The 21,216-nt window shown below is 70.6% G+C and carries 21 protein-coding genes and 4 pseudogenes; 16 read left to right on the top strand and 9 right to left on the bottom strand.

Going from position 1 to position 21,216, the window contains the following annotated elements; genetic code table 11:
* Nucleotides 1–36: 36 nt before the first annotated feature.
* From AQI70_RS20700 to AQI70_RS20685, 4 genes and pseudogenes are all read left to right on the top strand, one after another.
* Nucleotides 37–461 (top strand): annotated as a pseudogene (locus tag AQI70_RS20700) (LysR family transcriptional regulator); the annotation flags it as partial.
* Between the two features lie 182 nt (nucleotides 462–643).
* Nucleotides 644–1,600 (top strand): GlxA family transcriptional regulator, encoded by a 957-nt coding sequence (locus tag AQI70_RS20695; protein WP_079051394.1) that lies wholly within the window; start codon nucleotides 644–646, stop codon nucleotides 1,598–1,600.
* A 102-nt stretch (nucleotides 1,601–1,702) separates the two neighbouring features.
* Nucleotides 1,703–2,701 (top strand): type I glyceraldehyde-3-phosphate dehydrogenase, encoded by a 999-nt coding sequence (gene gap / locus AQI70_RS20690; protein ID WP_062152243.1) that lies wholly within the window; start codon nucleotides 1,703–1,705, stop codon nucleotides 2,699–2,701.
* Between the two features lie 224 nt (nucleotides 2,702–2,925).
* Complete coding sequence (locus AQI70_RS20685; protein ID WP_244181754.1) at nucleotides 2,926–4,026, top strand: PP2C family protein-serine/threonine phosphatase; 1,101 nt, start codon at nucleotides 2,926–2,928, stop codon at nucleotides 4,024–4,026.
* Between the two features lie 378 nt (nucleotides 4,027–4,404).
* Here the strand turns inward: AQI70_RS20685 and AQI70_RS20680 are convergent.
* A pseudogene (locus AQI70_RS20680) lies at nucleotides 4,405–6,216 on the bottom strand (RICIN domain-containing protein); the annotation flags it as partial.
* A gap of 226 nt (nucleotides 6,217–6,442) precedes the next feature.
* Here AQI70_RS20680 and AQI70_RS20675 point away from each other — a divergent pair.
* Nucleotides 6,443–6,910 carry a MarR family winged helix-turn-helix transcriptional regulator gene (locus tag AQI70_RS20675; RefSeq protein WP_062152237.1) on the top strand — a complete coding sequence of 156 codons (468 nt, stop codon included), beginning with the start codon at nucleotides 6,443–6,445 and terminating at the stop codon, nucleotides 6,908–6,910.
* A gap of 72 nt (nucleotides 6,911–6,982) precedes the next feature.
* On the opposite strand, the gene AQI70_RS38620 is transcribed toward AQI70_RS20675, so the two are convergent.
* The gene (locus tag AQI70_RS38620) at nucleotides 6,983–7,201 is read right to left on the bottom strand and encodes a DoxX family protein (protein ID WP_107117047.1); all 219 of its coding nucleotides are present in this window, start codon (nucleotides 7,199–7,201) and stop codon (nucleotides 6,983–6,985) included.
* 56 nt (nucleotides 7,202–7,257) lie between these two features.
* On the opposite strand from AQI70_RS38620, the pseudogene AQI70_RS37605 reads away from it, so the two are divergent.
* From AQI70_RS37605 to AQI70_RS20645, 5 genes and pseudogenes are all read left to right on the top strand, one after another.
* Nucleotides 7,258–8,015, top strand: a pseudogene (locus AQI70_RS37605) (pirin family protein); the annotation flags it as partial.
* A 16-nt stretch (nucleotides 8,016–8,031) separates the two neighbouring features.
* The gene (locus tag AQI70_RS39630; protein WP_167358909.1) at nucleotides 8,032–8,208 is read left to right on the top strand and encodes a hypothetical protein; all 177 of its coding nucleotides are present in this window, start codon (nucleotides 8,032–8,034) and stop codon (nucleotides 8,206–8,208) included.
* Nucleotides 8,209–8,391: 183 nt separating this feature from the next.
* Nucleotides 8,392–8,688, top strand: coding sequence for a GNAT family N-acetyltransferase (locus AQI70_RS20655; RefSeq protein WP_062153069.1), 297 nt, complete (start codon nucleotides 8,392–8,394; stop codon nucleotides 8,686–8,688).
* A gap of 59 nt (nucleotides 8,689–8,747) precedes the next feature.
* Nucleotides 8,748–9,767 carry a LacI family DNA-binding transcriptional regulator gene (locus AQI70_RS20650; RefSeq protein WP_062152229.1) on the top strand — a complete coding sequence of 340 codons (1,020 nt, stop codon included), beginning with the start codon at nucleotides 8,748–8,750 and terminating at the stop codon, nucleotides 9,765–9,767.
* A 160-nt stretch (nucleotides 9,768–9,927) separates the two neighbouring features.
* The gene (locus AQI70_RS20645; protein ID WP_062152227.1) at nucleotides 9,928–10,899 is read left to right on the top strand and encodes an aldo/keto reductase; all 972 of its coding nucleotides are present in this window, start codon (nucleotides 9,928–9,930) and stop codon (nucleotides 10,897–10,899) included.
* Here the strand turns inward: AQI70_RS20645 and AQI70_RS20640 are convergent.
* Nucleotides 10,890–12,485, bottom strand: coding sequence for a glycoside hydrolase family 43 protein (locus AQI70_RS20640; RefSeq protein ID WP_062152225.1), 1,596 nt, complete (start codon nucleotides 12,483–12,485; stop codon nucleotides 10,890–10,892). The genes AQI70_RS20645 and AQI70_RS20640 overlap by 10 nt on opposite strands.
* A gap of 171 nt (nucleotides 12,486–12,656) precedes the next feature.
* On the opposite strand from AQI70_RS20640, the gene AQI70_RS20635 reads away from it, so the two are divergent.
* A complete protein-coding gene (locus AQI70_RS20635; RefSeq protein ID WP_062152223.1) occupies nucleotides 12,657–13,562 on the top strand; it encodes an aldo/keto reductase in 906 nt (301 codons plus the stop codon).
* 19 nt (nucleotides 13,563–13,581) lie between these two features.
* Here the strand turns inward: AQI70_RS20635 and sph are convergent, their stop codons facing one another.
* Nucleotides 13,582–14,568 carry a sphingomyelin phosphodiesterase gene (gene sph / locus AQI70_RS20630; RefSeq protein ID WP_062152222.1) on the bottom strand — a complete coding sequence of 329 codons (987 nt, stop codon included), beginning with the start codon at nucleotides 14,566–14,568 and terminating at the stop codon, nucleotides 13,582–13,584.
* A gap of 122 nt (nucleotides 14,569–14,690) precedes the next feature.
* A complete protein-coding gene (locus AQI70_RS20625) occupies nucleotides 14,691–15,149 on the bottom strand; it encodes a pyridoxamine 5'-phosphate oxidase family protein (RefSeq protein WP_062152220.1) in 459 nt (152 codons plus the stop codon).
* A 151-nt stretch (nucleotides 15,150–15,300) separates the two neighbouring features.
* Here AQI70_RS20625 and AQI70_RS20620 point away from each other — a divergent pair, with 151 nt between their 5' ends.
* Complete coding sequence (locus tag AQI70_RS20620; RefSeq protein ID WP_062152218.1) at nucleotides 15,301–15,687, top strand: VOC family protein; 387 nt, start codon at nucleotides 15,301–15,303, stop codon at nucleotides 15,685–15,687.
* An 87-nt stretch (nucleotides 15,688–15,774) separates the two neighbouring features.
* Nucleotides 15,775–16,845: an adenosine deaminase gene (locus AQI70_RS20615; RefSeq protein WP_062152216.1), complete on the top strand. Its 1,071-nt coding sequence runs from the start codon at nucleotides 15,775–15,777 to the stop codon at nucleotides 16,843–16,845.
* Between the two features lie 14 nt (nucleotides 16,846–16,859).
* Here AQI70_RS20615 and AQI70_RS20610 read toward each other — a convergent pair whose 3' ends face one another.
* Entirely contained in the window at nucleotides 16,860–17,369 is a 510-nt protein-coding gene (locus AQI70_RS20610) for a mycothiol transferase (protein WP_159042686.1), read from the bottom strand.
* A 139-nt stretch (nucleotides 17,370–17,508) separates the two neighbouring features.
* Nucleotides 17,509–18,399 (bottom strand): LysR family transcriptional regulator, encoded by an 891-nt coding sequence (locus tag AQI70_RS20605; RefSeq protein WP_062152212.1) that lies wholly within the window; start codon nucleotides 18,397–18,399, stop codon nucleotides 17,509–17,511.
* Between the two features lie 147 nt (nucleotides 18,400–18,546).
* Here AQI70_RS20605 and mgrA point away from each other — a divergent pair, with 147 nt between their 5' ends.
* Complete coding sequence (gene mgrA / locus AQI70_RS20600; protein WP_062152210.1) at nucleotides 18,547–19,542, top strand: L-glyceraldehyde 3-phosphate reductase; 996 nt, start codon at nucleotides 18,547–18,549, stop codon at nucleotides 19,540–19,542.
* Here mgrA and AQI70_RS20595 read toward each other — a convergent pair.
* Together AQI70_RS20595 and AQI70_RS20590 are read right to left on the bottom strand one after the other, a co-directional pair.
* Nucleotides 19,532–19,819, bottom strand: coding sequence for a DUF1905 domain-containing protein (locus AQI70_RS20595; protein WP_062152208.1), 288 nt, complete (start codon nucleotides 19,817–19,819; stop codon nucleotides 19,532–19,534). The genes mgrA and AQI70_RS20595 overlap by 11 nt on opposite strands.
* A 71-nt stretch (nucleotides 19,820–19,890) precedes the next feature.
* Nucleotides 19,891–20,292, bottom strand: a complete 402-nt coding sequence (locus tag AQI70_RS20590; RefSeq protein WP_062152206.1) for a nuclear transport factor 2 family protein — start codon at nucleotides 20,290–20,292, stop codon at nucleotides 19,891–19,893.
* 338 nt (nucleotides 20,293–20,630) lie between these two features.
* On the opposite strand from AQI70_RS20590, the gene AQI70_RS20585 reads away from it, so the two are divergent.
* A complete protein-coding gene (locus AQI70_RS20585) occupies nucleotides 20,631–21,041 on the top strand; it encodes a hypothetical protein (RefSeq protein WP_062152204.1) in 411 nt (136 codons plus the stop codon).
* Nucleotides 21,042–21,082: 41 nt separating this feature from the next.
* Nucleotides 21,083–21,193, top strand: a pseudogene (locus AQI70_RS40250) (FHA domain-containing protein); the annotation flags it as partial.
* Nucleotides 21,194–21,216: the final 23 nt, after the last annotated feature.

Raw genomic sequence — 21,216 nt, 5'->3', positions numbered from 1 at the left:
GCCGTCGGCGGCCTGTCGGGGAGTGAGAATCGCCGTATGGACATCCGGCAGCTGGAGTTCTTCCTCGCGATCGTCGACCACGGCGGTTTCAACCGGGCGGCCGCGGCGCCGTACGTCTCGCAGCCGGCGCTGTCGCAGACGGTTCGGTCACTGGAGCGGGACCTGGGCACCGACCTGTTCCACCGCCTCGGCAAGCGGACCGTGCTCACGGAGGCGGGGACCGCTCTGATCGAGCCCGCCCGTGCCGCCGTACGCAGCATGGAGACCGCGCGCGCCGGCGTCGACGCCGTCCACGAACTCCGCACCGGCAGGCTCGACATCGCCGCGATGCCCCCCCGGCCGTGGAGCCCCTCACCTCGATGATCCGTTCCTTCGCCGGCCGCCATCCCGGAGTGCGGGTGTGCGTCCGCGCTGCCTTCACCGCGCGGGACGTCATCGACATGGTGCGCACCGGCCACGTGCGGTGGCCGTGGTGAAGACCACACGGCGTTGGCGCGGAAGGCCCCAGCAGGAGGCACGTACATTCCCCCTGCTCAGTCCACCTCCGAGGCCGACGCCGACGGCGTGGCCCAGGGCCGTCACGGTGGACTCTGCGATCGCCCGGGCCGACTGACCACCAAAAGCCCCTCGTACCCTGTTACCCGTGCCATCCACCCGCCTCCATCGTGTCGCCGTCCTTGTGCTGGAGGGTGCGAAGCCGCTCGACGTCGGCATTCCCGCGCAGGTGTTCACCACCCGGGCGAGCATGCCGTACGAGGTGCGGGTCTGCGGCGCGGAGACCGGTCTGGTGACCGGCGGCGACGGCCTGTCCTACCACGTCGCCGACGGCCTCGACGCGCTGGCGTGGGCCGATATCGTCTTCATCCCCGGGTACCGGTCTCCGGACCGCGACGATCCGCCATCGGCCGTCGTCGACGCGCTGCTCGCCGCCCACGATCGGGGCGCGCGGCTCGCCGCCATCTCCACGGGCGCCTTCGCGCTCGCCGCCACGGGTCTGCTCGACGGCAAGCGCGCCACGACGCACTGGCATTACTCACAGGCGCTCAAGGCGAAGCATCCACTCGTCCGAGTCGACGAGAACGTCCTGTTCGTCGACGAGGGCAGCGTGCTGACGTCGGCCGGCGCCGCCTCCGGCATCGACCTGTGCCTGCATGTTCTGCGCGGAGACCTCGGGGTGGCCGCGTCGAATCACGCGGCCCGGCGGCTGGTCGCGGCTCCCTACCGCAGCGGCGGTCAGGCACAGTACGTGCCGCGCAGCCTGCCCGAGCCGCTCGGCGAGCGGTTCGCCACCACCCGAGAGTGGGCCCTGCACCGGCTCGGCGAGCCCCTCACCCTCGATGTGCTCGCCCGGCACGCGGCGGTCTCGCCGCGCACCTTCTCAAGGCGCTTCGTCGAGGACACCGGGTACACGCCGATGCAGTGGGTCATGCGCGCCCGCATCGACATGGCCCGTGAGCTGCTGGAGCGCTCGGAACGGAGCGTCGAACAGATCGCCGCCGACGTGGGTCTGGGCACCGGCACGAATCTGCGGCTGCACTTCCAGCGCATCCTCGGCACCACCCCGAGCGAGTACCGGCGCACGTTCGCCCAGGGCGAGTAGCCGGGCCGCCTGGCGAGATCCTTTCGAACCGTGGCGCTTACGCCGCGGTCACGGCCGAAGGCGGTACGCGAGGCTGGTGGCGAACCGAAGGGGAGAGCTCTCATGACTCGTATCGCCGTCAACGGATTCGGCCGCATCGGACGCAATGTGCTGCGCGCGCTGCTCGAACGCACCAGCGACCTGGAGGTCGTCGCCGTCAACGACCTCACAGAGCCCGCGACCCTCGCGCGGCTGCTCGCCTACGACTCGACGGCCGGTCGGCTCGGTCGCCCGGTGACCGTCGACAGGGACGCCCTCGTCGTCGACGGACGCCGCATCACCGTGCTCGCCGAGCGCGAACCGGCGCAGCTGCCGTGGGCCGAACTCGGCGTGGACATCGTGCTGGAGGCGACCGGCCGCTTCACCTCGGCCAAGGCCGCTCGCGCACACCTCGACGCGGGCGCGAAGAAGGTGCTCGTCAGCGCGCCCTCGGACGGCGCCGACGTCACGCTCGCGTTCGGGGTCAACACCGACGCCTACGACCCGGCCGTGCACACGATCGTCTCGAACGCCTCCTGCACGACCAACGCGCTCGCGCCGCTGGCCGCCGTGCTCGACGAACTCGCCGGCATCGAGCACGGCTTCATGACGACCGTGCACGCCTACACGCAGGAGCAGAACCTGCAGGACGGTCCGCACCGCGACGCCCGCCGCGCCCGAGCGGCGGCCGTCAACATCGTGCCGACCACGACGGGCGCCGCCAAGGCGATCGGCCTCGTGCTGCCGAACCTCGACGGAAAGCTGTCGGGCGACTCGATCCGGGTGCCGGTTCCGGTGGGCTCGATCGTCGAACTCAACACGACCGTCGCCCGCGACGTGACGCGCGACGACGTGCTGGCGGCGTACCGCGCCGCGGCGCAGGGGCCGCTGGCCGGCATCCTCGAGTACTCGGACGACCCGCTCGTGTCGTCCGACATCACGGGCAACCCGGCCTCGTCCATCTTCGACTCGGCCCTCACCCGCGTCGACGGACGCCACGTCAAGGTGGTCGCCTGGTACGACAACGAGTGGGGCTTCTCGAACCGCGTGATCGACACGCTCGAACTCCTCGCCACCGGTTGATCGGATGCCGCGGCTTGACCGGATGCCACGGCGAAAGCTCGCCGTGGTGGCGGTGGTCGCTCGTGGTGGCCACCATGAATCGCCCATGTCATGGAATTACGATGAAGATCATGACAAGGTGGTCGAGGTCTGCCAGGAGTTCTTGTGAGTGAGCGGTGAGATGGCCCGGCCGCCGTAGGGCCGAGGGCCGCCGTGCGGCGCGGGCGAGCGGAAGGGGCCCGCAGGTGCCTGCCCCGCCGGCATGGATGCGCTGGCTGCCGGCCTTCTACGTCGCGGGCATCCTGGTGCTCGAGCCGCTCACTCCGGTGCAGTGGCCGGTGAGCTTCCTGCTCATCGCGCTTCCCGTGGTCGCCGCCTACGCCCATCCACCGGTCGGTGTCGCAGCCATCGCGGCGTTCGCCGTCGTGTTCGAAGGCGTTCTGGCCGGCACTCCGTGTTGTGCGGGGCGCATGGTGGGTCACCTGTGGGACCGTCACTATGTGGGCGCCTACGTCTGCACCGCCCTGGTCGGCGTCCTCGGCACGATCATGGCCGCCCACCGAACGCGCCGCGAGCGCACGCTGGCGAGCGTGCGCTCCGTGGCCGAGACCGCGCAGCGCGTGCTGCTGCGCCCGGTGCCCCGCCGCCTCGGCCGGATCTCGATGGAGGCCCTCTACCTGTCCGCTGCCGCCGAGGCACGCATCGGCGGTGACCTGTACGAGGCGGTGCCCACCGCACACGGAGTCCGTCTGCTCATCGGCGATGTCCGGGGCAAGGGTCTGCTCGCGGTGGAAACGGCCGCCACGATGCTCGGCGCCTTCCGTGAGGCCGCCTACGACGAGCCCGATCTGGCCGGGGTGGCGCATCGTGTCGAACAGAGCATGAGCCGCCGGGCCGCCCTGCTACCGGGCAGCGAAGCGGCGGAGCGCTTCGTCACCGCCGTGTTCGCCGAGGTTCCCGATCACGAACCCTTGGTCCGCATCGTCAACTGCGGCCACCCGCCGCCCCTGCGGCTGGGCCCCGACGGGGTCACCGAACTGGACTCGGCCGACCCGGCGCTACCCATCAACCTCGGCATTCTGCTCGGCGACGGCTATCGCGTGGACGTCGAGCCCTTCCATCCCGGTGACCGGCTGCTGCTGTACACCGACGGCGTAACCGAGACGCGCGACCCCACCGGATCCTTCTACCCGCTCACCGAGCGCATCCGGGCCTGGGCCACCCTCCCTCCCCGCGAACTCCTCGACCACCTGCACCAGGACCTGCTCGCCTACAGCAGCGGGAGCCTCGACGACGACATCGCCGCCCTCGCCGCATACCGCCTTCCCGATGAGCCCCGAGGCTAGGGCGTTCGCGCGACGCCTGGCTGCCGGTCATCCGCGCCCCGCACGGGCCGGAGCCCGCACCGTGGCCGTGTCCCACATCATCGGGGTGTCGTCGAAGACCACGGCGATCCTGAACGTCTTCCCGATGGATATCGTCCTCGGCAGCGTCACGCTGCCTTTCTGGTTCTCGTCGAAGGAGACCGGGCCCAGATCCGTGGCGCTTCCGCCGCCCACGAACACGTAGGCACGGCCCGTCGTGTTCGCGTGCAAGGCGGTGCCCGCGGGGTCGAATGCCGTGGCGTCCAGCCGCACCGTCGCCTTCCGCCCGACCGGGTCCGCCGCGATCAGCTTCCTGGACCGTGTGCCCCGCGTCAGATCCGCCGCGGCCGGAGCCTCCGGGACGAGCAGCCAGTCCTGCGAGCCGTCGTCGGCCGCGTTCTGCAAGGTGAGGGACGCCCCCGCCGGCGCGCCGGTCAAGTACACGCCGGTGTTCCTGGCCGCCTGCAACCTGACGTACCCGTCATCGGTCCTGATGAGGTTCCACAGACCCGCCGGGGTGTCGTCGACCCACTGGCCGATCCGCTGGCCGACGGTCGGATTCGCCGTCCAGATGGCCGCGGCACGGCCGCCCGACTTGTTCAGCAGCGTCACGGCGCCATCGGCCTTGGTGACCACATGCCAGTACTGCGTGTCCTTGTTCGCCGCCGCCCCCGCGTCCTCCAGCCGGACGTCGGGGACGTCCCCGTTGCCGATGTTGGCGTCGTTGGTCCTGTTCCCGGTGCCGATCACCTGGCCGGTCTTCCGGTTCACCAGCCGGTAGTACGCCCCGTCCGAACGTCCGAGGTCGACCTCGCCGTAGGCGATCGTGGAAATGCCCTGGTTGCGCAGGATGGCGATACGGCCGGTGCCCTCGACGTACTGGAGGTTGCGGCTGTAGCCGGGGCCCACGGTCGTCTGGTACTCCTTCCACACGCCGTCGCTGCGCCCGCTGTCGTTGACCCAGACGTTGCCGCTGCCGGCGGCGTTGTAGACGAGCCGCCCGTCGGGAAGCCGGATGACGACCGGGCTGCCGTTCGTGGTCAGGGCACGGGAGCCGGCGTCGACCGGCAGGGAGGTGACGGCCTTGCCGACGTTGTCGCCGTCCGCGGAGAACTTCAGCGGATCGTCGGCGACCTTGTACCTGACGTTGGTTCCGCCGCCCCAATACTCGTACGTGATCAGCCACTTGCCGTCCGTCGTCCGGACGACGTTCGTCATGCCCGGGCGTCCGCCGCCGATCTGTGTCTTGCCGCCGCCCATGCTCTGCGTCAGTCCCGCGACATCGACCACGGGATCGCTCCAGCGCGCGCTGCTGCCGTCCCAGGTCTTGTGGACGAGGATCTGGCCGTGCGAGTCGGTGGCCGTGTCGTTGTCCGGGTCCAGCCGCGGGACGCCGGTGACCGGATCGAAGCCGAGGTAGTCGTTCTCGTCCGAGTAGTAGCAGACGAGTCTGCCGTCGTGGACCATCAGGTACGGCTCCCAGAGGGGATCCACCTGCTTGTACGTGTTCGCGGCGGCGACGTTCCGACCGATCGCGCCCGCGCTGCCGCCCTGCCAGCCGCCGGTCGCGACGACGTTGACGACGTTCCACGTGGTGCCCTCGTCGGTGCTGGAGAACAGGGCGATCGCCAGGTCCTCGCGGTCGCCGTCGTTCGACGGCGTCCAGTTCGGATCGGCCGCCTTGTGCTCCTTGTAGTAGTGGTCCTCGCCCGACACGACACTGGCGAGCAGCAGGGTGCCCGCCTTGAGGTTCCCGACGTCCTGCGGAAGGACGTAGAGGTAGGGGTTCGTCCAGTTGCTCGTGTACTTCGCGTACTTGGGGTCGTCGGAGAGGTAGGCCGGAGCCTTGAGCTCCGACAGCGGCTGCCAGGACGTGCCGTAGTCGTCGCTCTTGTAGATCGGCAGCGTCTCTCCGGCGGCTCCGCCCGTGGCGGGAACGACCGTGGCCTTCTCGAACGAGGCGACCAGGCGCCCGCTCGGCAGCTGTGCGGACTTGGGGTAGATGGCGCAGTTGCCCCGGCCCTTGAGGCAGGGCTCGTCGCCGAGTTGGTACAGGATGCCGCCCGTCGGGTTGTACGCATGTGCGGGGACCGCGGTGAACGCGGGGGCGACCAGCGTCGCGGACGCCGCGAGGAAGACCCCCGGAATCCTCCCCGGCTTTCGTCTCTTCATGACTCTCCTCGGCGATGTGGGGCCAGTGCATGACTGCGCAGTCAGAGACTCTGAACCCGGTATGACTGCGCAGTCAAGACGCGGTCGGCAATTAGTGGATCCGGTGGTTCTGCCGTGGCGGGGGAGCCGGTTGACGGTGCGGCAGACGCCTGCACTTGCGAGGTGCGGGTCCGGCGACGCCATTCAGGCATTTAGGTGATCTGTCAACGACGCTTACACTTTCCGCATGGAAGAGACGGCGCGATGGTTGACGTCGGAGGAGCAGCACGCTTGGCGGAGCTTCGTCCGGCTGCACGAGAAGCTCGGCGGTCGGTTGGCGCGCTTGCTGCAGACGCAGTCGAAACTGTCGGCCGCCGACTTCGCGGTACTGGTCCAGCTGACGGATGTGCCGGAGGGGCGGCAGCGCTACCAGGACCTGGCTCGGGAACTGGAGTGGGAGAAGAGCCGGATGTCCCATCACATCGCGCGGATGGCCGGGCGGGGACTGGTCGTGCGCGAGGAGTGCCTTGAGGACGCCCGCGGTGCCTTCGTGGTCATCACGGCGGCGGGGCGTGCGGCGATCGAAGCGGCGGCTCCGCTCCATGTGGAGGCGGTGCGTTCGCTGTTTCTCGACCATGTCACTCCGGCGGAGCTGCGGACGCTGGGCGAGGTCTCCGAGCGCGTGGTCGCGAAGCTGGACGAGGACCAGTCCTGAGTCGGCTTCCGGCCGCCACCGGGGCGGCCGGAAGCCGAGCCGTGGACCGGGCTCACATGGCCAGGTCGAGCGTCACGGCGGTGGTACGGAGGTCGGCGTGAGGATGATGGGCGCCATCACGTTCCCCCGGGTGGCGGCGTTGGCGTAGTCGCCGGCCTCAGCATGGAACGCCACCGCGCCGATCATCGTGTTACCGAAGCCGACGGCGGCCGCGATGCCCAGCGGCTGCCAGGAGAGACCCACGGCCAGGTCATGGCCGCGGCCACCTCGGTGTTGCAGTTGATGAGTCAACTAAGCCTCTCCCATGATAGTTGATGTGGCAACGAAATTGGGGGGAGGCGCTCTGGGTGAGCAATGTGGAAACCAAGCCGGCGGCGGTGAGATGCGGAGCGCTGGTGGACGAGCGGCAGCCGGGCGACGTGCCGCGCGTGGACGTGATCTCCGCGCGAGAGGCTCCCCTGGGCGGCCCGCGCGATGACGGTGCGACGCACCCTGCCGCACCGTACGCGAACCCTGATCGGAGCCTGGTGCTTCGCCGACCACTACGGTCCGAACGACGTGGCCGCGACCAGGGGCATGGACGTACCGCCGCATCCGCACACCGGCCTGCAGACAGTGAGCCGGCTGTTCAGCGGGGAGGTGGAGCACACCGACAGTCTCGGGACGCCCTTCCAGCACCACGTCCCCGAACCCCTGCGGATCGACGGGGCGGAGATCAGGGTCTTCCTGGGCTCGCTCGCCGGAGACACCTCCCCGGTGCGGACCTTCACGCCTCTGCTCGGTGCCGAGATCGTCCTCGCGACCGCGCGCGACGATCACCCTAGCCCTGGACGGTGACTTCGAGCACAGGGTTCTCGTGGACAGCGGGGACGTCCGCGTGGCCGACACCGGGCTGCGTCCGGCGGAGCTGGGCTATGTCCACCCCGGCGTCGACGCTCTGACGCTGGTGAACGAGTCGGACGCTCCGGCGCGGACGATCCTGCTCGGCGGCACCCCGTTCGAGGAGGAGATCGTCATATGGTGGAACTTCGTCGGCCGCAGTCATGACGACATCGTCCGGGCGCGAGAGGACTGGGAGGCCTCTTCGGATCGCTTCGGGGTCGTCGGGGCGCGGCGCGTTCGTGGTCCTCACCCCCGAGGGGCGGCAGGTGATCGCGGAGGCCGCGCCCCGCCATGTGGGGGCGGTGCGCCGCCTGTGCATCGAACCCCTGACTCCGGAGGAGCTCCGGGCGTTCGCCTGCGTCGCGGACCGGATCGTCGAGCACGTGCAGAAGCAGCCTTCGCCCATCCATGACTGAGCGGCGAGGCGTGGCGCTTGATGTATCAGCCGGTCAAGGCCGTCATGCCGCTGTGGCGGGCGGCCGAGGCATACGGTCTGAACCCCAGCCCGGCGTGTTGTGCGTCGCACGGACGTGTCGTGGCTCTGCAAGGGACAAGCCGAGTACCGGCACTGAGGACAAGGAGGCACCAGGGTGATCGGGATAAGTGACGTCCCCGAGGCACACCGGTACGAGGCTCGTGTCGAAGGGGAGTCCGGCATCGCGGGGTTCGCGGAGTACATCCGCACGCCGGAGCTCATCGCCTTCGTGCACACCGAGGCCGCCCCCCGGTACGAGGGCAGGCGAGCGGGGTCCGCGCTCGTGCGGGCCTCGCTGGACGAAGCGCGTGCCGCGGGCCTGCGCGTGCTCGCCACCTGCCCCTTCTACAGCGGCTGGATAGCCCGCCACCCGGACTACCAGGACCTGCTCCACCAGGCGCAACGGCCCCGGAGCCTGTGACAGTATCGGCGGTGAGCGCAAGGCCGTATGCCGGCGTCGAGGGCAGAGGAACGAGCGACATGAACCGGCCGCCGGGGATGATGGACGTGGCACGGGAGGCCGGCGTCTCGCACATCACCGTCTCCCGCGTCATCAACGGCCATCCGTCGGTGCGGCCGGAGACCCGGAGCCGGGTCGAGGCCGCGATCCGGAAGCTGGGCTATCGCCGCAACAGTGTGGCCAGGGCCCTCAAGAGCCGCCGTTCCTCAACGATCGGTGTGGTGATCGTCGGCTCTGAGCTGTACGAACTGCCCCGCATCCTGCGGGGAGTGGAGACGGCCGCCGAGCGAGCCGGCTACTGGGTGAGCCTGGCGAGCCGGCAGGGCGGCAGCAGCACCGGTGACCTGGTGGAGACACTGCGGCGGCTCACGGACCAGGCGGTGGAGGCGATCGCGGTGGTCGCCGACCGCCCTGCCGCGGTGGAGGCGCTGTCCGGCCTCGTCCTCGACGTGCCGGTGGCGGTGGTGATGTCCGGAAGCGCGCCCAACCCCGAACTGAGCTTCGTCGAGGTCGATCAGGAGCTCGGCGCGCGCCTGGCGGTACGGCATCTCCTCGACCTCGGGCACCGGCGGATCGCCCACCTCACCGGTGACCTGCGCACCTTCGACGCACGGGCACGCGTCGAGGGCTGGCGGGCCGAGATCGCCGCCGCCGGGGCGGACGAGGTCGTACTGGAACTGGAAGGGGACTTCACCGCGGAGAGCGGGTTCCGCCTCGCCCATCGCCTCTGTGCGGACGGCACCGCCCTGCCGACTGCCGTCTTCGCGGGCAACGACCAGATGGCCATGGGAGTGCTGGCGGCGTTCGCGGAACGGGGCGTGCACGTGCCGCAGGACGTGTCGGTGGTCGGGTTCGACGACATCAAGGGGGCCGGTTACCTGGTGCCCGCCCTGACCACCGTACGACAGGACTTCGGTCACCTCGGCAGCAGTGCCATCGAGCTGCTGGTGCGGATGCTGCGCGGGGAGCGGGCGGCACGGCAGAAGATCACGCCGGAGCTCGTCGTGCGGCGCAGCACCGCCGCTCCCCGTTCGCGCTGATCCGAAAGTTTCGCTGTCCTGCCGAGCTGGTGAACAGTAGGCCGCCGTCGGTAGCGTCGTGCGGGCAAGTCGTGCTCCGCACGGGCCCCTTGAGGCTGCCCGGAGGCGCACGGAAAGCGGCCCCGGTCGGCGGCCGTCACCCAGGGAGTCCAGAGAGCACATGCGTTACCGGGAACTCGGCCGGACCGGTCTGAGCGTGTCCGAGATCGGCTACGGAGCCTGGGGGTTGGGCCAGGGAGCCTGGGTCGGCGCCGACGACGACTCCGGGGTGCGCGCCCTGCGCCGTGCCCTCGATCTGGGCGTCAACTTCATCGACACCGCCAGGGCGTACGACCGCAGCGAGCGCGTCGTAGGCCGTGCGCTCAGGGAACTCCCGGGCGGCGGTGACGGCGTGTACGTGGCGACGAAGGCCGGGCCGAAGGTCCCGGTGTCGCTGGCGCCCAGCGGGCTCGACGTCATGGACGCCTTCCCCGGCTCGCACCTGCGCGAGAGCCTGGAGACCAGCCTGCGCGAGCTGGGCCGCGACCACGTCGATCTCCTTCAGCTGCACACCTGGGAGGACGAGTGGACCGGCCGCGGCGACTGGCTGGAGACGGTGGAGGCCCTCAAACGGGAGGGCAGGATCAGGTTCTTCGGGATCTCCGTCAAGGACCACCAGCCCGAGAACGTGCTCACACTGCTGCGGACCGGGGTCCTGGACGCGGTCCAGGTCATCTACAACATCTTCGAGCAGACGCCCGCCGACGCCCTGCTGCCCGCCTGTGCCGAGTACGGCGTGGGCGTGATCGGGCGGGTCGTCCTCGACGAAGGTGCCCTGACGGGCTCGATCCGGCCGGGTGTCACCTTCCCGGAGGGCGACTGGCGCAACTGGTACTTCAGGGACGACCGGCCCGCCCGGGTCGAGAAGCGCGTGGACGCGCTCGTCGCCGACCTGGGGATCGGAGTCGACGAGCTGCCGTCCACGGCCCTGCGGTTCGCGCTTGCCGGGCAGGCGGTCTCCACGGTCATCGTCGGGATGCGCTCACTGGCGAACGTGGAACGCAATGCCGCGGTCGCCGACTCACCCCCGCTGACCACTCGGGAACTCGCGCTGTTGGCCAGGCATCGCTGGTCCAAGAACTTCTACAGCTGATCCGGTCCCGAGCCCGCCCCCCGGGAGCTCGCGACCGGCGCGTAGTCGAACCAGCGCACATCTGCCTCGGCCGGGCCGGCCTCGGCGCTGCCGGTGCCGTACAGGCCGATGTGGACGCCGACGAAACCGCCGGCGCGTTCCGTGCTGAAGAAGGGCCGCTCGATGCTGCCGAGGGTGGTCCGCGTGGAGTCGTCCTCGACGTGGAAGGTGTAACCGGACTCGTCGCTGTCTACTGCCAAGATCACCTCGCTGTCCGCCACGGCGACGGCCGCCAGGCGGGTACCGACACCTGCCTCACGGGCGGTGAGCACGGCGTGCGGGGTTCCGGAGGCGTCGACGGTCAGGGCCAGAGTGGCGTGCTGCCTGTGGCTCTGGAAGACGGTCAGTCCAGCCTCCTGCGTCGGCGCCGTGGCGGTGAAGCGGATGCGGGTGCTGACGCGCAGACGAAGATGCTGCTGGCGGCGCCCGATGAACGCGGGGGTGCCTGTGGTGGTGAGGGGCTCCGGGGACAGCCGGATGGTCAGGCCGCCTTCGCCCGGGCGGAGTTGGACGAGGCTGTCGACCGGCCCGCGCAGGCTGTTCCACTCCGGGCCGAGCGCCGTGCCGGTGAAGTCGTCCCGCACGGGCCCGTCCTGGTGTGGTCGCCCGGCCGCGGCAGGGATGCCCGCGGGCAGCCGCTCCGACAGCGTCACCCGTCCGGTGTCCGGTGCGAAGACGGGCCCCCTGGGGGTCCATTCGACCGGCACGAGGAAGACCTCGCGGCCGAGCGTGTGCGTGCCGTCGATCGGCCGCACGCCCAGCGTCACGGCCCAGGTCTCCCCGGCGGGGGTGTCGACGAGGTCGACGTGGCCGACGTTCTGTATGGGTTCCGCCGGCCCATGATGGCGATGGGTGAGCAGAGGGCTCCTGGGGTCCGTGGAGTAGGGGCCGGTGACGGCCTCGGCACGAGCCGCGGTCACGGCGTGATTGCTCTCGGTGCCTCCCTCCGCGGCGATCAGGTAGTACAGGCCATCGCGTCGGTACACATGCGGCGCCTCCACCCAGGCGCCACGCATCGCCCCGTGCCACAGGACGTGGGTCGGGCCGGTCAGGGCCAGGCTCCCGAGGTCGAGCTCACGCATCCACAGCTCGCCGGGACCGCCCGCGTCCGGGTGCGCGGCGTCGCGGCAGGCGGTGAACCAGCAGCGGCCGTCCTCGTCGAAGAACAGCGACGGGTCGATGCCCTCCGCCTCCAGCACGACCGGATCCGACCAGGGGCCGGCGGCGTCGGAGGCGGTGGCGAGGAACGTGACGCTGCCCTGGCGGCCCCTCGCCAGGGTCGAGACCACGTAGAAGGTGCCCTCGTGATGGCGGATGGTGGGAGCCCAGATGCCGTCGGAGACGTCCAGCCCGGTCAGCGACAACTGGGGGGACCGATGCACCACATGACCCAGCGGGCGCCAGCGCACCAGGTCACGGCTGTGGAAGACCGGGATGCCGGGGTAGTACGCGAACGATGACGTGACCAGGTAGTAGTCCTCCCCGACGCGGCAGACCGACGGGTCCGGATGACAGCCGGCGAGAACGGGGTTGGCGAAGGTCGGCACGGGGCGCACTCCGAGGCGGGGTGGGGTGGGATGCGTGCGGGATTCGTTGCGGCAGGCAGAGGCGGGAAAGGCGATGTTAACGTTAACATCGCGGCGATGCCCAAGGGGCCCTGGCCCGCACGCCCCCGCTCCAGCCCTCGCACCGCCCACGACGTGTGCGAGACTCCGCCGATGACCTCCGCAACGATCACCGCGGACGCCGCGGGCAGCTGGAAGCTCGGCGATCTCTCCGTCAACCGCGTCGGACTCGGCGCGATGCGGCTGACCGGCAGCGCCGCCTTCCACCACGGCACACCGAGCGACCGCGAGCGCTCAATGGCCGTCCTGCGCAAGGCGATCGAACTCGGCGTCAACCACATCGACACGGCCGCCTTCTACTTCTCCGCCCTCCGCTCGGCCAACGAACTCATCAACAGCGCGCTGGCGCCGTACGCGGACGACCTGGTCATCGCCGCGAAGGTCGGTCCCTACCGCGACTACCACGGGGAGTGGGGCACCTCGGCCCGGCCCGACCAACTGCGCGGCCACGTCGAGGAGAACCTGCGCCAGCTCGGCCGCGACCACCTCGACGTCGTATACCTGCGCCGCATGCGGCAGGACTCCATCGCCGAGCACTTCGGTGCGCTGGCCGAGCTGCGCGAGGCAGGCCTGATCCGGCACCTCGGAGTCTCCGCCGTCGAGCCCCGGCACCTCGCCGAGGCGCGGGCCATCGCGCCCGTGGTGTGCGTGCAGAACCGGTACGCCGTCGACCGCCCCGACCCCGTGGACGACGAGGTCCTGCGCCTCTGCGGAGAGCAGGGCATCGCCTTCGTGCCCTTCTACGCCGTGGCCGGTGAGGCGGGGGCGGAGGGCGCGACCACCGCCCACGACGCGGAGGTGCTCGCGGTCGCCCGGGCGCACGGCGCGAGTCCCACCCAGGTCCGCATCGCCTGGACCCTGCACCAGGGCCCGCACGTCCTCGCCATCCCCGGCACCGGCAACCCCGACCACCTCGTGGAGAACGTGGCCGCGGGCGCGCTCCGCCTCACCGACGACGAGCTGGCCCGGCTCAACGCGGCACGTCGGCACGGCGGTTGAGCCGGGCACCGGGCGTCGCTCAGCCCGCGTACCCGATCACCGGGTAGTGGTCGGAGAGGTTGGTGTACGTGTAGTCCGTGCCCCAACTCGTCACCGTCCAGGGCGCGCTCCGCTCCTTGACGACCTCGTTCTTCCAGACGCTCGGCCGGGCGTGACCCGCGCGGTGCAGGACGTAGTCCAGGTCCTCGCGCGGGTCGTCGGGGTAGCGGTCACGGGCGATGGAGTTGTCCTGTGTGTCGAAGGAGTACGGGTGCCCGGTGCGCGTGTCGGCGCCCACCAGCCCCCCGTCCGCGAGCATCGAGGCGTACTCGGGCGTGCGCGAGTCGACGTTCAGATCACCGGCGACCACGACCTGTTCGCCCGCCGGGATGCTCTTCGCGTCAAGGAAGGCGTCGATCGCCTTGAACTGCCGGCTGCGCATCGCCGCCGCCTCACCCGCGGCACAGCCCGGGTCGGTCGACTGGGCGTGCGTGCCGACGACGTGCACCTTGGCGCCGTTCACGTTCAACACCACATACGCGAAGCCCTTGTTGGACCACCAGTCCGCCCCGCACGCGTCCTTGTACACGTACTGCTCCTTGCGCAGCACCGGCCACTTGCTGAGGACCGTGACCCCGCCGTCCTCGGGCGTCGTCGCCGAGTACGCGCCGCCCGTCGCGTCCCAGCCGTCCCTGCTCCGCCCCACCACCGGCGTCTGATACGGATACTCGCCCGCCACCGCGGACTTCAGCGCGTCCGACGAGGAGTTGTCGAACGCCTCCTGCACCACCACGACGTCGTTCCCGCGGAAGAAGGACGCCTTCGCGATCTCCGCCGCCCGGTGGTCCTGGCCCCAGTTCGGGTGGAGGGTCTTGCTGAACAGAAACACGTTGTACGACAGCACCCGCAGCGGCGGTGCCTGTTCGGCGGCCGCCGCGGTGGGCGCGGCACCGGCGAGCCCGGTGGCGGCGAGCGCGAGGGCCAGCACGGCCGCGCCCTGGGTGCGGCGCGGTGCAAAGAGCGTCACTGGATCTCCCTGAGGGTGAGGGGGGTTGAGTGGCGCCGCACATCAAACCATCGGGGATTACTCCCAGGTAACTCCCGTGCGGGAAAAGAATGTCGGGAGGCGGTACACCCGGGGCGCCCGGCTCAGACCACCCACACCCCGTCCCGCATGAGATACCGGCCGCGCATCTCGTGCTCGCCGTTCCGCGCCTGTACCGTGCGCGGACGCACCCGGAAGTAGACGTACGGGGCCTCGTCCGCGCGGGGGTCCCAGCCCGTCTTCGCCAGGAACGCCTCCGCCGCCGCGGCCGGCACCTCGTCGGCGCCGTACATCTCCGCGTCACCGTCGACGAGTACGACGTCCAGGGTGTCCCCGAGCGCCAGCCGGGCCCGGCCGCCGTCGCGCAGGTTGCGGCCGGTCGCGGTGGTCGGCCGGGTCGAGAGCCACAGGGATTCGCCGTCCCACACGAACCAGAGCGGGACCAGGCACGGCAGTCCGTCGGGGTCGGCCGTGGCGACCCATACGTCCATCTCCCGGTCCAGTCGGGCCAGGAGATCGTGTTTGCGCCGTTCGGGGCTGCGGGGCGGCTCGGTGATCTTCATGGCGGGGACCGTACCGGGGGGAGTGGGTCGTGCGGATCGGGCCCGCGTCCGGCCTCGGTTCGGGCGTGAGTCCTAGGTCCTCGGAGCGACTGGCGTCCGAAGGGTTTTACGTATAACCTCTCCCGTCAATCGCACCTCCCGGAAGGCCCCGATGAGACGCATCGCCCTGGTCACCCTCGTCGTCGACGACTACGACGAGGCGATCCGCTTCTACACCGAAGCCCTCGGCTTCCGGCTCGTCGAGGACACCCCGCACCCGGACGGGTCCCGCTGGGTCGTCGTGGTGCCCGGCGATCAGGGCACCGGACTGCTGCTCGCCCGGGCCAGGGGCGACCAGCAGCGGGCCCGGGTCGGCGACCAGACCGGCGGGCGCGTCGGGTTCTTCCTGCACACCGACGACTTCGCCCGCGACCACGCCCGCATGCTCGCCGCGGGCGTGACCTTCCTGGAGGAGCCCCGGCACGAGCCGTACGGCTCGGTCGCCGTCTTCCAGGACCTGTACGGCAATCGCTGGGACCTGCTCCAGCCCGCCGACTGACCTCCCGCCCCCGGCCGACTGGCCTTCTCTCTGCCGGCCGACCTTCCCCGCCGCTCCGAACAGTCCCGCTCAAGGAAAGACCCCGCCATGACTGCTACGCGCGTAGACGCCGAAGTGATCCGCCGCCTCCCCAAGGCCGTCCTGCACGACCACCTCGACGGCGGCCTGCGCCCCGCCACCGTGGTCGAGCTCGCGGAGGCGGTCGGCCACACCCTGCCCACCACCGACCCCGACGAGCTCGCCGCCTGGTACTTCGAGGCCGCGAACTCCGGCGACCTGGTCCGCTACATCGCCACCTTCGAGCACACCCTCGCCGTGATGCAGACCCGCGAAGGCCTGCTGCGCACCGCCGAGGAGTACGTCCTCGACCTGGCCGAGGACGGCGTCGTCTACGGCGAGGTGCGCTACGCCCCCGAGCTGAACACCAGGGGCGGGCTGACGATGAGCGAGGTCGTGGAGACGGTCCAGGAGGGCCTCGCCGCCGGCATGGCCAAGGCGGCCGCCGCCGGGACGCCCGTCCGGGTCGGCACCCTGCTGTGCGGCATGCGGATGTTCGACCGCGTCCGCGAGGCCGCCGACCTTGCCGTCGCCTTCCGGGACGCCGGTGTCGTCGGCTTCGACATCGCCGGTGCCGAGGACGGCTTCCCGCCCGCCGACCACCTCGACGCCTTCGAGCACCTGCGCCGCGAGAGCGTGCCGTTCACCATCCACGCCGGCGAGGCGCACGGCCTGCCCAGCATCCACCAGGCCCTGCAGGTGTGCGGCGCCCAGCGCATAGGTCACGGCGTGCGCATCACCGAGGACATCGTGGACGGCAAGCTCGGCCGTCTGGCGGGCTGGGTGCGCGACCGCCGTATCGCCCTGGAGATGTGCCCGACCTCCAACCTCCAGACCGGCGCCGCCACCTCCATCGCCGAGCACCCGATCACCGCGCTGAAGGACCTCGGTTTCCGCGTCACCCTCAACACCGACAACCGCCTGGTGTCGGGGACGACGATGACGCGCGAGATGTCCCTGCTGGTCGAGCAGGCCGGGTGGACGGTCGAGGACCTGCGCACGGTCACGGTGAACGCGGTGAAGAGCGCGTTCATCCCGTTCGACGAGCGCAAGGCCCTGATCGAGGACGTCGTCCTGCCGGGTTACGACGCCGCGCTCTGAAGCAGCCCGTGGGTCTACGAGCCCGCGAGCAGTCCACGGACGTAGGCGGCCTGTCCGACGTGCTGCAGATCGTCGGACAGGACGCTGACCAGCCGTACGCCGAGGCTGACCGGCGGATCCCAGCGCTCGTCCACGATGCGTTCCAGATCCGCCGCGGTCGTCCCGCGCAGGGCCTGGAGGGTCTGCTCGTGCACGGCGTCGTAGTAGCCGGTCAGCAGGTCACCGGAGTCGACCCGCACCTTGGCGACCTTGGCGGCGGTGTGGCCGTAGCCGGTGTCGTGGCGCGGCAGGTCCAGTCCGAAGGTCTTCTGGAAGTCCTGGGTCAGCCACACCTGGTCGAGGTCGAAGGCGTCGGCGATGTGGTCGTCCTGGACCCGGGTGAGATGCCAGATCAGCCAGGCGATGGAGTTGGCGTCGGGGGAGGGCCGGGCGATGAGGTCGTCCGGGCCGAGGCCCTCGACGGCGGCGTGGACCTCTTCCTGGATGCGGTTGTACCCGTCGATGAGGATGTCCTTGGCATGCATGCATCCACCTTCGCGCAAAGCGGTCCGCCGTGCGCCCGCTGAGCCGGGCACTCAGTCAGGTCCGGCGAGCGCTGAGCCAGGTGCCGGCGAGCACTCGGTCAGGTCCGGCGACTACTCAGTCAGGTGCCGGGACGAGCACTCAGTCGGGTGCCGATGAGTCCAGCAGCGCCATCAGTGCCCGGGCCGCCGGGCTCGTGGCCTGTGCGGGCGGCAGCAGGGCGACCGTCTCGTAGACGGTCTCGCCGGTGCCCTTCACGGGCAGCGCCGTCAGTGACGGCCGTTTGTGCCGGAAGTGGCGCGGTACGACGGCGATGCCCAGGTTCTCGTCCACCAGGTCCAGCAGGCTGTGCACGTCGTTGACCTCCAGCGCGACGCTCCGCCGGACGCCCGCGGCGGCGAACGCGGCGTCCGTGGTGCGGCGCGGCCCCCAGTCGGGGTGGAAGTCGACGAAGACCTCCCTGCCCAGATCCTCCGGAGTGACCGCGGCGCCGGCGGCCGCGAGCCGGTGGCTCGGATGGCACAGGACGGTCATCGGCTCGCTGGTCAGCGGCACGGCCCGCAGCTGGTCGGTGTCCTCCCCGGCCGTCCGCACCGCGAACGCCAGGTCCAGGCGCCCGGCCGCGACCTCCTCCGCGAGCGCGCCCGCGCCCGCCTGCCGCAGACAGATCTCCACGTCCGGATGCTGCCGCCGGAAGGCCGCGAGCAGCCCCGCCACATGCACTCCGGCGATGCACTGCTCGGACCCGAGCGCCAGCATCCCGCGCAGCACGCCCTGCACCGCGGCCACCGCCTCATGGGCCGCCCGCACCTGCGCCAGGATCCGCTCCGCCTCGCCCAGCAGCGCCCGACCGGCCGGGGTGAGCGTCACCCGGCGGGTCGTCCGCACGAACAACGGGGTCTGCAACTCCCGCTCCAGTGCCCGGATCGAGGCCGACAGACCCGACTGGGACACCATGAGGCGTTCGGCCGCCCGGGTGAAGTGCTGGTCCTCGGCGACGGCCACGAAGTGCTGGAGATGGCGCAGTTCCATGATTGAGCAGCGTATCCGCTGAATCCCATCGGATTTACCTGTTGGACCACTGCCCCCAGGTCGCGAAAGAGTGGTTACCGACTGGAATACCGACGGGAACCGGTTCTTCGGAACCGGCATTCGTGTGCCAACCCCTCTGGAGTCGCGTTGTACACCGCACACCCCGACCGCTACGCGGACATGCCCTACCGGCGCACCGGCCGCAGCGGCCTCAAGCTCCCTGCGATCTCGCTCGGACTGTGGCACAACTTCGGTCCGGCGGACCGCACGGTCGAGACCCAGCGGTCCATCCTGCGCCGCGCCTTCGACCTCGGTGTCACCCACTTCGACCTGGCCAACAACTACGGCCCGCCGCCCGGGGCCGCCGAGTCCGCCTTCGGTGAGGCACTGAAGGCCGACTTCGCGCCGTACCGGGACGAGCTGGTCATCTCCACCAAGGCCGGCTATCTGATGTGGCCCGGCCCGTACGGCGAGTGGGGCTCGCGCAAGTACCTGCTGTCCTCGCTCGACCAGAGCCTGAAGCGGATGGGCCTGGACTACGTCGACATCTTCTACTCGCACCGCCCCGACCCGCAGACTCCGCTGGAGGAGACGATGGGCGCCCTGCACTCGGCGGTCCAGCAGGGCAAGGCGCTGTACGTCGGCATCTCCAACTACTCGGCCGAGCAGACCCGCGAGGCGGCCCGCATCCTCGGCGAGCTGGGCACCCCGCTGCTGATCCACCAGCCGCGCTACTCGATGCTCGACCGCCGCCCCGAGGACGAGGGCCTCCTCGACGCCCTGGACGAGCTCCAGGTCGGCTCGATCGTGTTCTCCCCGCTGGAGCAGGGCCTGCTGACCGGCCGCTACCTCGACGGCATCCCGGAGGACTCGCGGGCCGCGAGCGACAGCCCCTTCCTGAGCTCGGACGCGCTCACCGAGGACCTGGTGGGCAAGCTGCGCGAGCTCAACGACATCGCCAAGTCCCGCGGCCAGACCCTGGCCCAGCTGGCCCTGGCCTGGGTCCTGCGTGGCGGCCGGGTGACCTCCGCGCTCGTCGGCGCGAGCAGCGCGCAGCAGATCGAGGACAGCGTCGCCGCCACCCGCAACCTCGACTTCGACGCGGAGGAACTGGCCCGGATCGACGCGGTGATCAAGGGCTGAGCCGTTCCGTCAGGTGAACGGTCACGGAGTCGCCCTCCTGCTTCCCGATGGCCTTGCGGACATCGGCCTTGACGGGGAGCTTGTGGGTGCCGTCTCCGAGGGCCATGAACGAACTCTGGAACGGATGTCCGTCGATCGTCCCGCGGATCTTGACCAGTCCGCGGGTGCCGAAGAAGTCGACGGACTCCGGCCAGACGACATAGGTCCAGCCGCCCTTGCTCGGGCTCTTGCGCAGGACCGCGGTGAATTCCGCGTCCACTTTCCCGCTGGTGGTCATGGTGTCCTCCGTGTGCGGCGGTCTTTCCGGCTCTCAGTGGTCAGACCGCCGCGCGGCGTGGAACTCATCGGTCAGACCGCGGCGGGCGCCCGGTCCAGGAAGCCGAGGACCGACGTGATCCGTCCATCGGGGTCCAGCGTGATCACATCGGACCCGGCCACCGGCGCCGAACCTCCCCCGGAGGAGGCACCCCCGGCCTCGCTCACCAGCTCCCAGGAGAAGCGCGCCGTGTCGTGGTGGCCGTCGACGGCGCCGGTGAGCCGGAAGACGAAGCCGGGGAACTGCGCGTGGGCCGCCGCGATGACGGCCGTGATCCCTTCGAGGCCGCGGACATCGGCCAGGGGGTCGGTGTAACTGCCCTGCGGGGCCCACGCGGTGGCGATCGCCCGGGCCAGCGCCTCGGGCTCGCGGGCGTTCCAGGCCTCGAAGTAGCGGGCTACGGCGGTCCGGTAGCGGTCGGTGGATGCGGGCATGGTGAATCGGCCTCCACGAGGTCGTCGTTGCTAGTCGGAACCGGATCCCGCTCGCGGTGACCCGGTACCGCAACCTTGCCCGCGCACGCCGGAAAGCTCGATTACCCCGGACGTAATGACCCGGCTTGATGTGCACCTGTCGTGTTTCGGCCATCACTGGTGGTGAATATGCCAGGAGACTGGCCGGAAATTCATGGTGACAGTGATTCAGTCGTGAACATACTCGACAGCGAGAGCGCTTCACATGGGGCGACGGCGCCCTCACGCACCGCTCACCAGCCGCACGGAAAGCGAGGCCCGGCCGACAGCCGAACAAGAGCGACACGGGAGAGAGCCACGTGCACGACGAGTTCCTGTGCCATGTCACCGCGTACGGCGTCTGCGGGGGCCGGCGTATCGGCGTACCGCTGGGAACCTACCGGGCGCCGACCCTGGCCCTGGCTCTGTGGTGGTTACGGGACCGGGCCTCCTGGATCGCGGAACGATTGGACCCGCAGCCCGACGCCGAGCACTTACCGCCCGCCGCCCTCGTCCCCGTCGCCGACACGGTGCCCGACGTGCCCGCCGTACTGCGTGCGTGGTGCGGGGACGTCGGCCGGCAGGAGCTGGTCGCCGATGAGTTGGCCGCCGGGCGGCTGGTGCGGATCGCCGTCAGCGACGACACCACCGAGTACGAGCTGCTGGCGGAATCCGTCGACGCCCTGCGGATGCAGCGGACCATTCCGGTGCTCGTCGTCCCCGTCGCCTGAGCCGGGCGGACCCATCGACAGATCGATGGAATCCCACCCCGATGATCCCGGGCCGTGACCATCACGTCGGACGCGACCCGCGCAGCGACATCGTCATCGACGACACCCGCGTCTCCTGGCACCACGCGGTGCCGCGGCCCGAGGCCGACCATCGGCCACTCCGCGTTCTGCCTGG

Origin of the sequence: Streptomyces curacoi (assembly GCF_001513975.1) — a bacterium.
GTDB classification, from domain to species: Bacteria; Actinomycetota; Actinomycetes; order Streptomycetales; family Streptomycetaceae; genus Streptomyces; species Streptomyces curacoi.
This window is presented reverse-complemented; position numbering and strand designations above follow the sequence as displayed.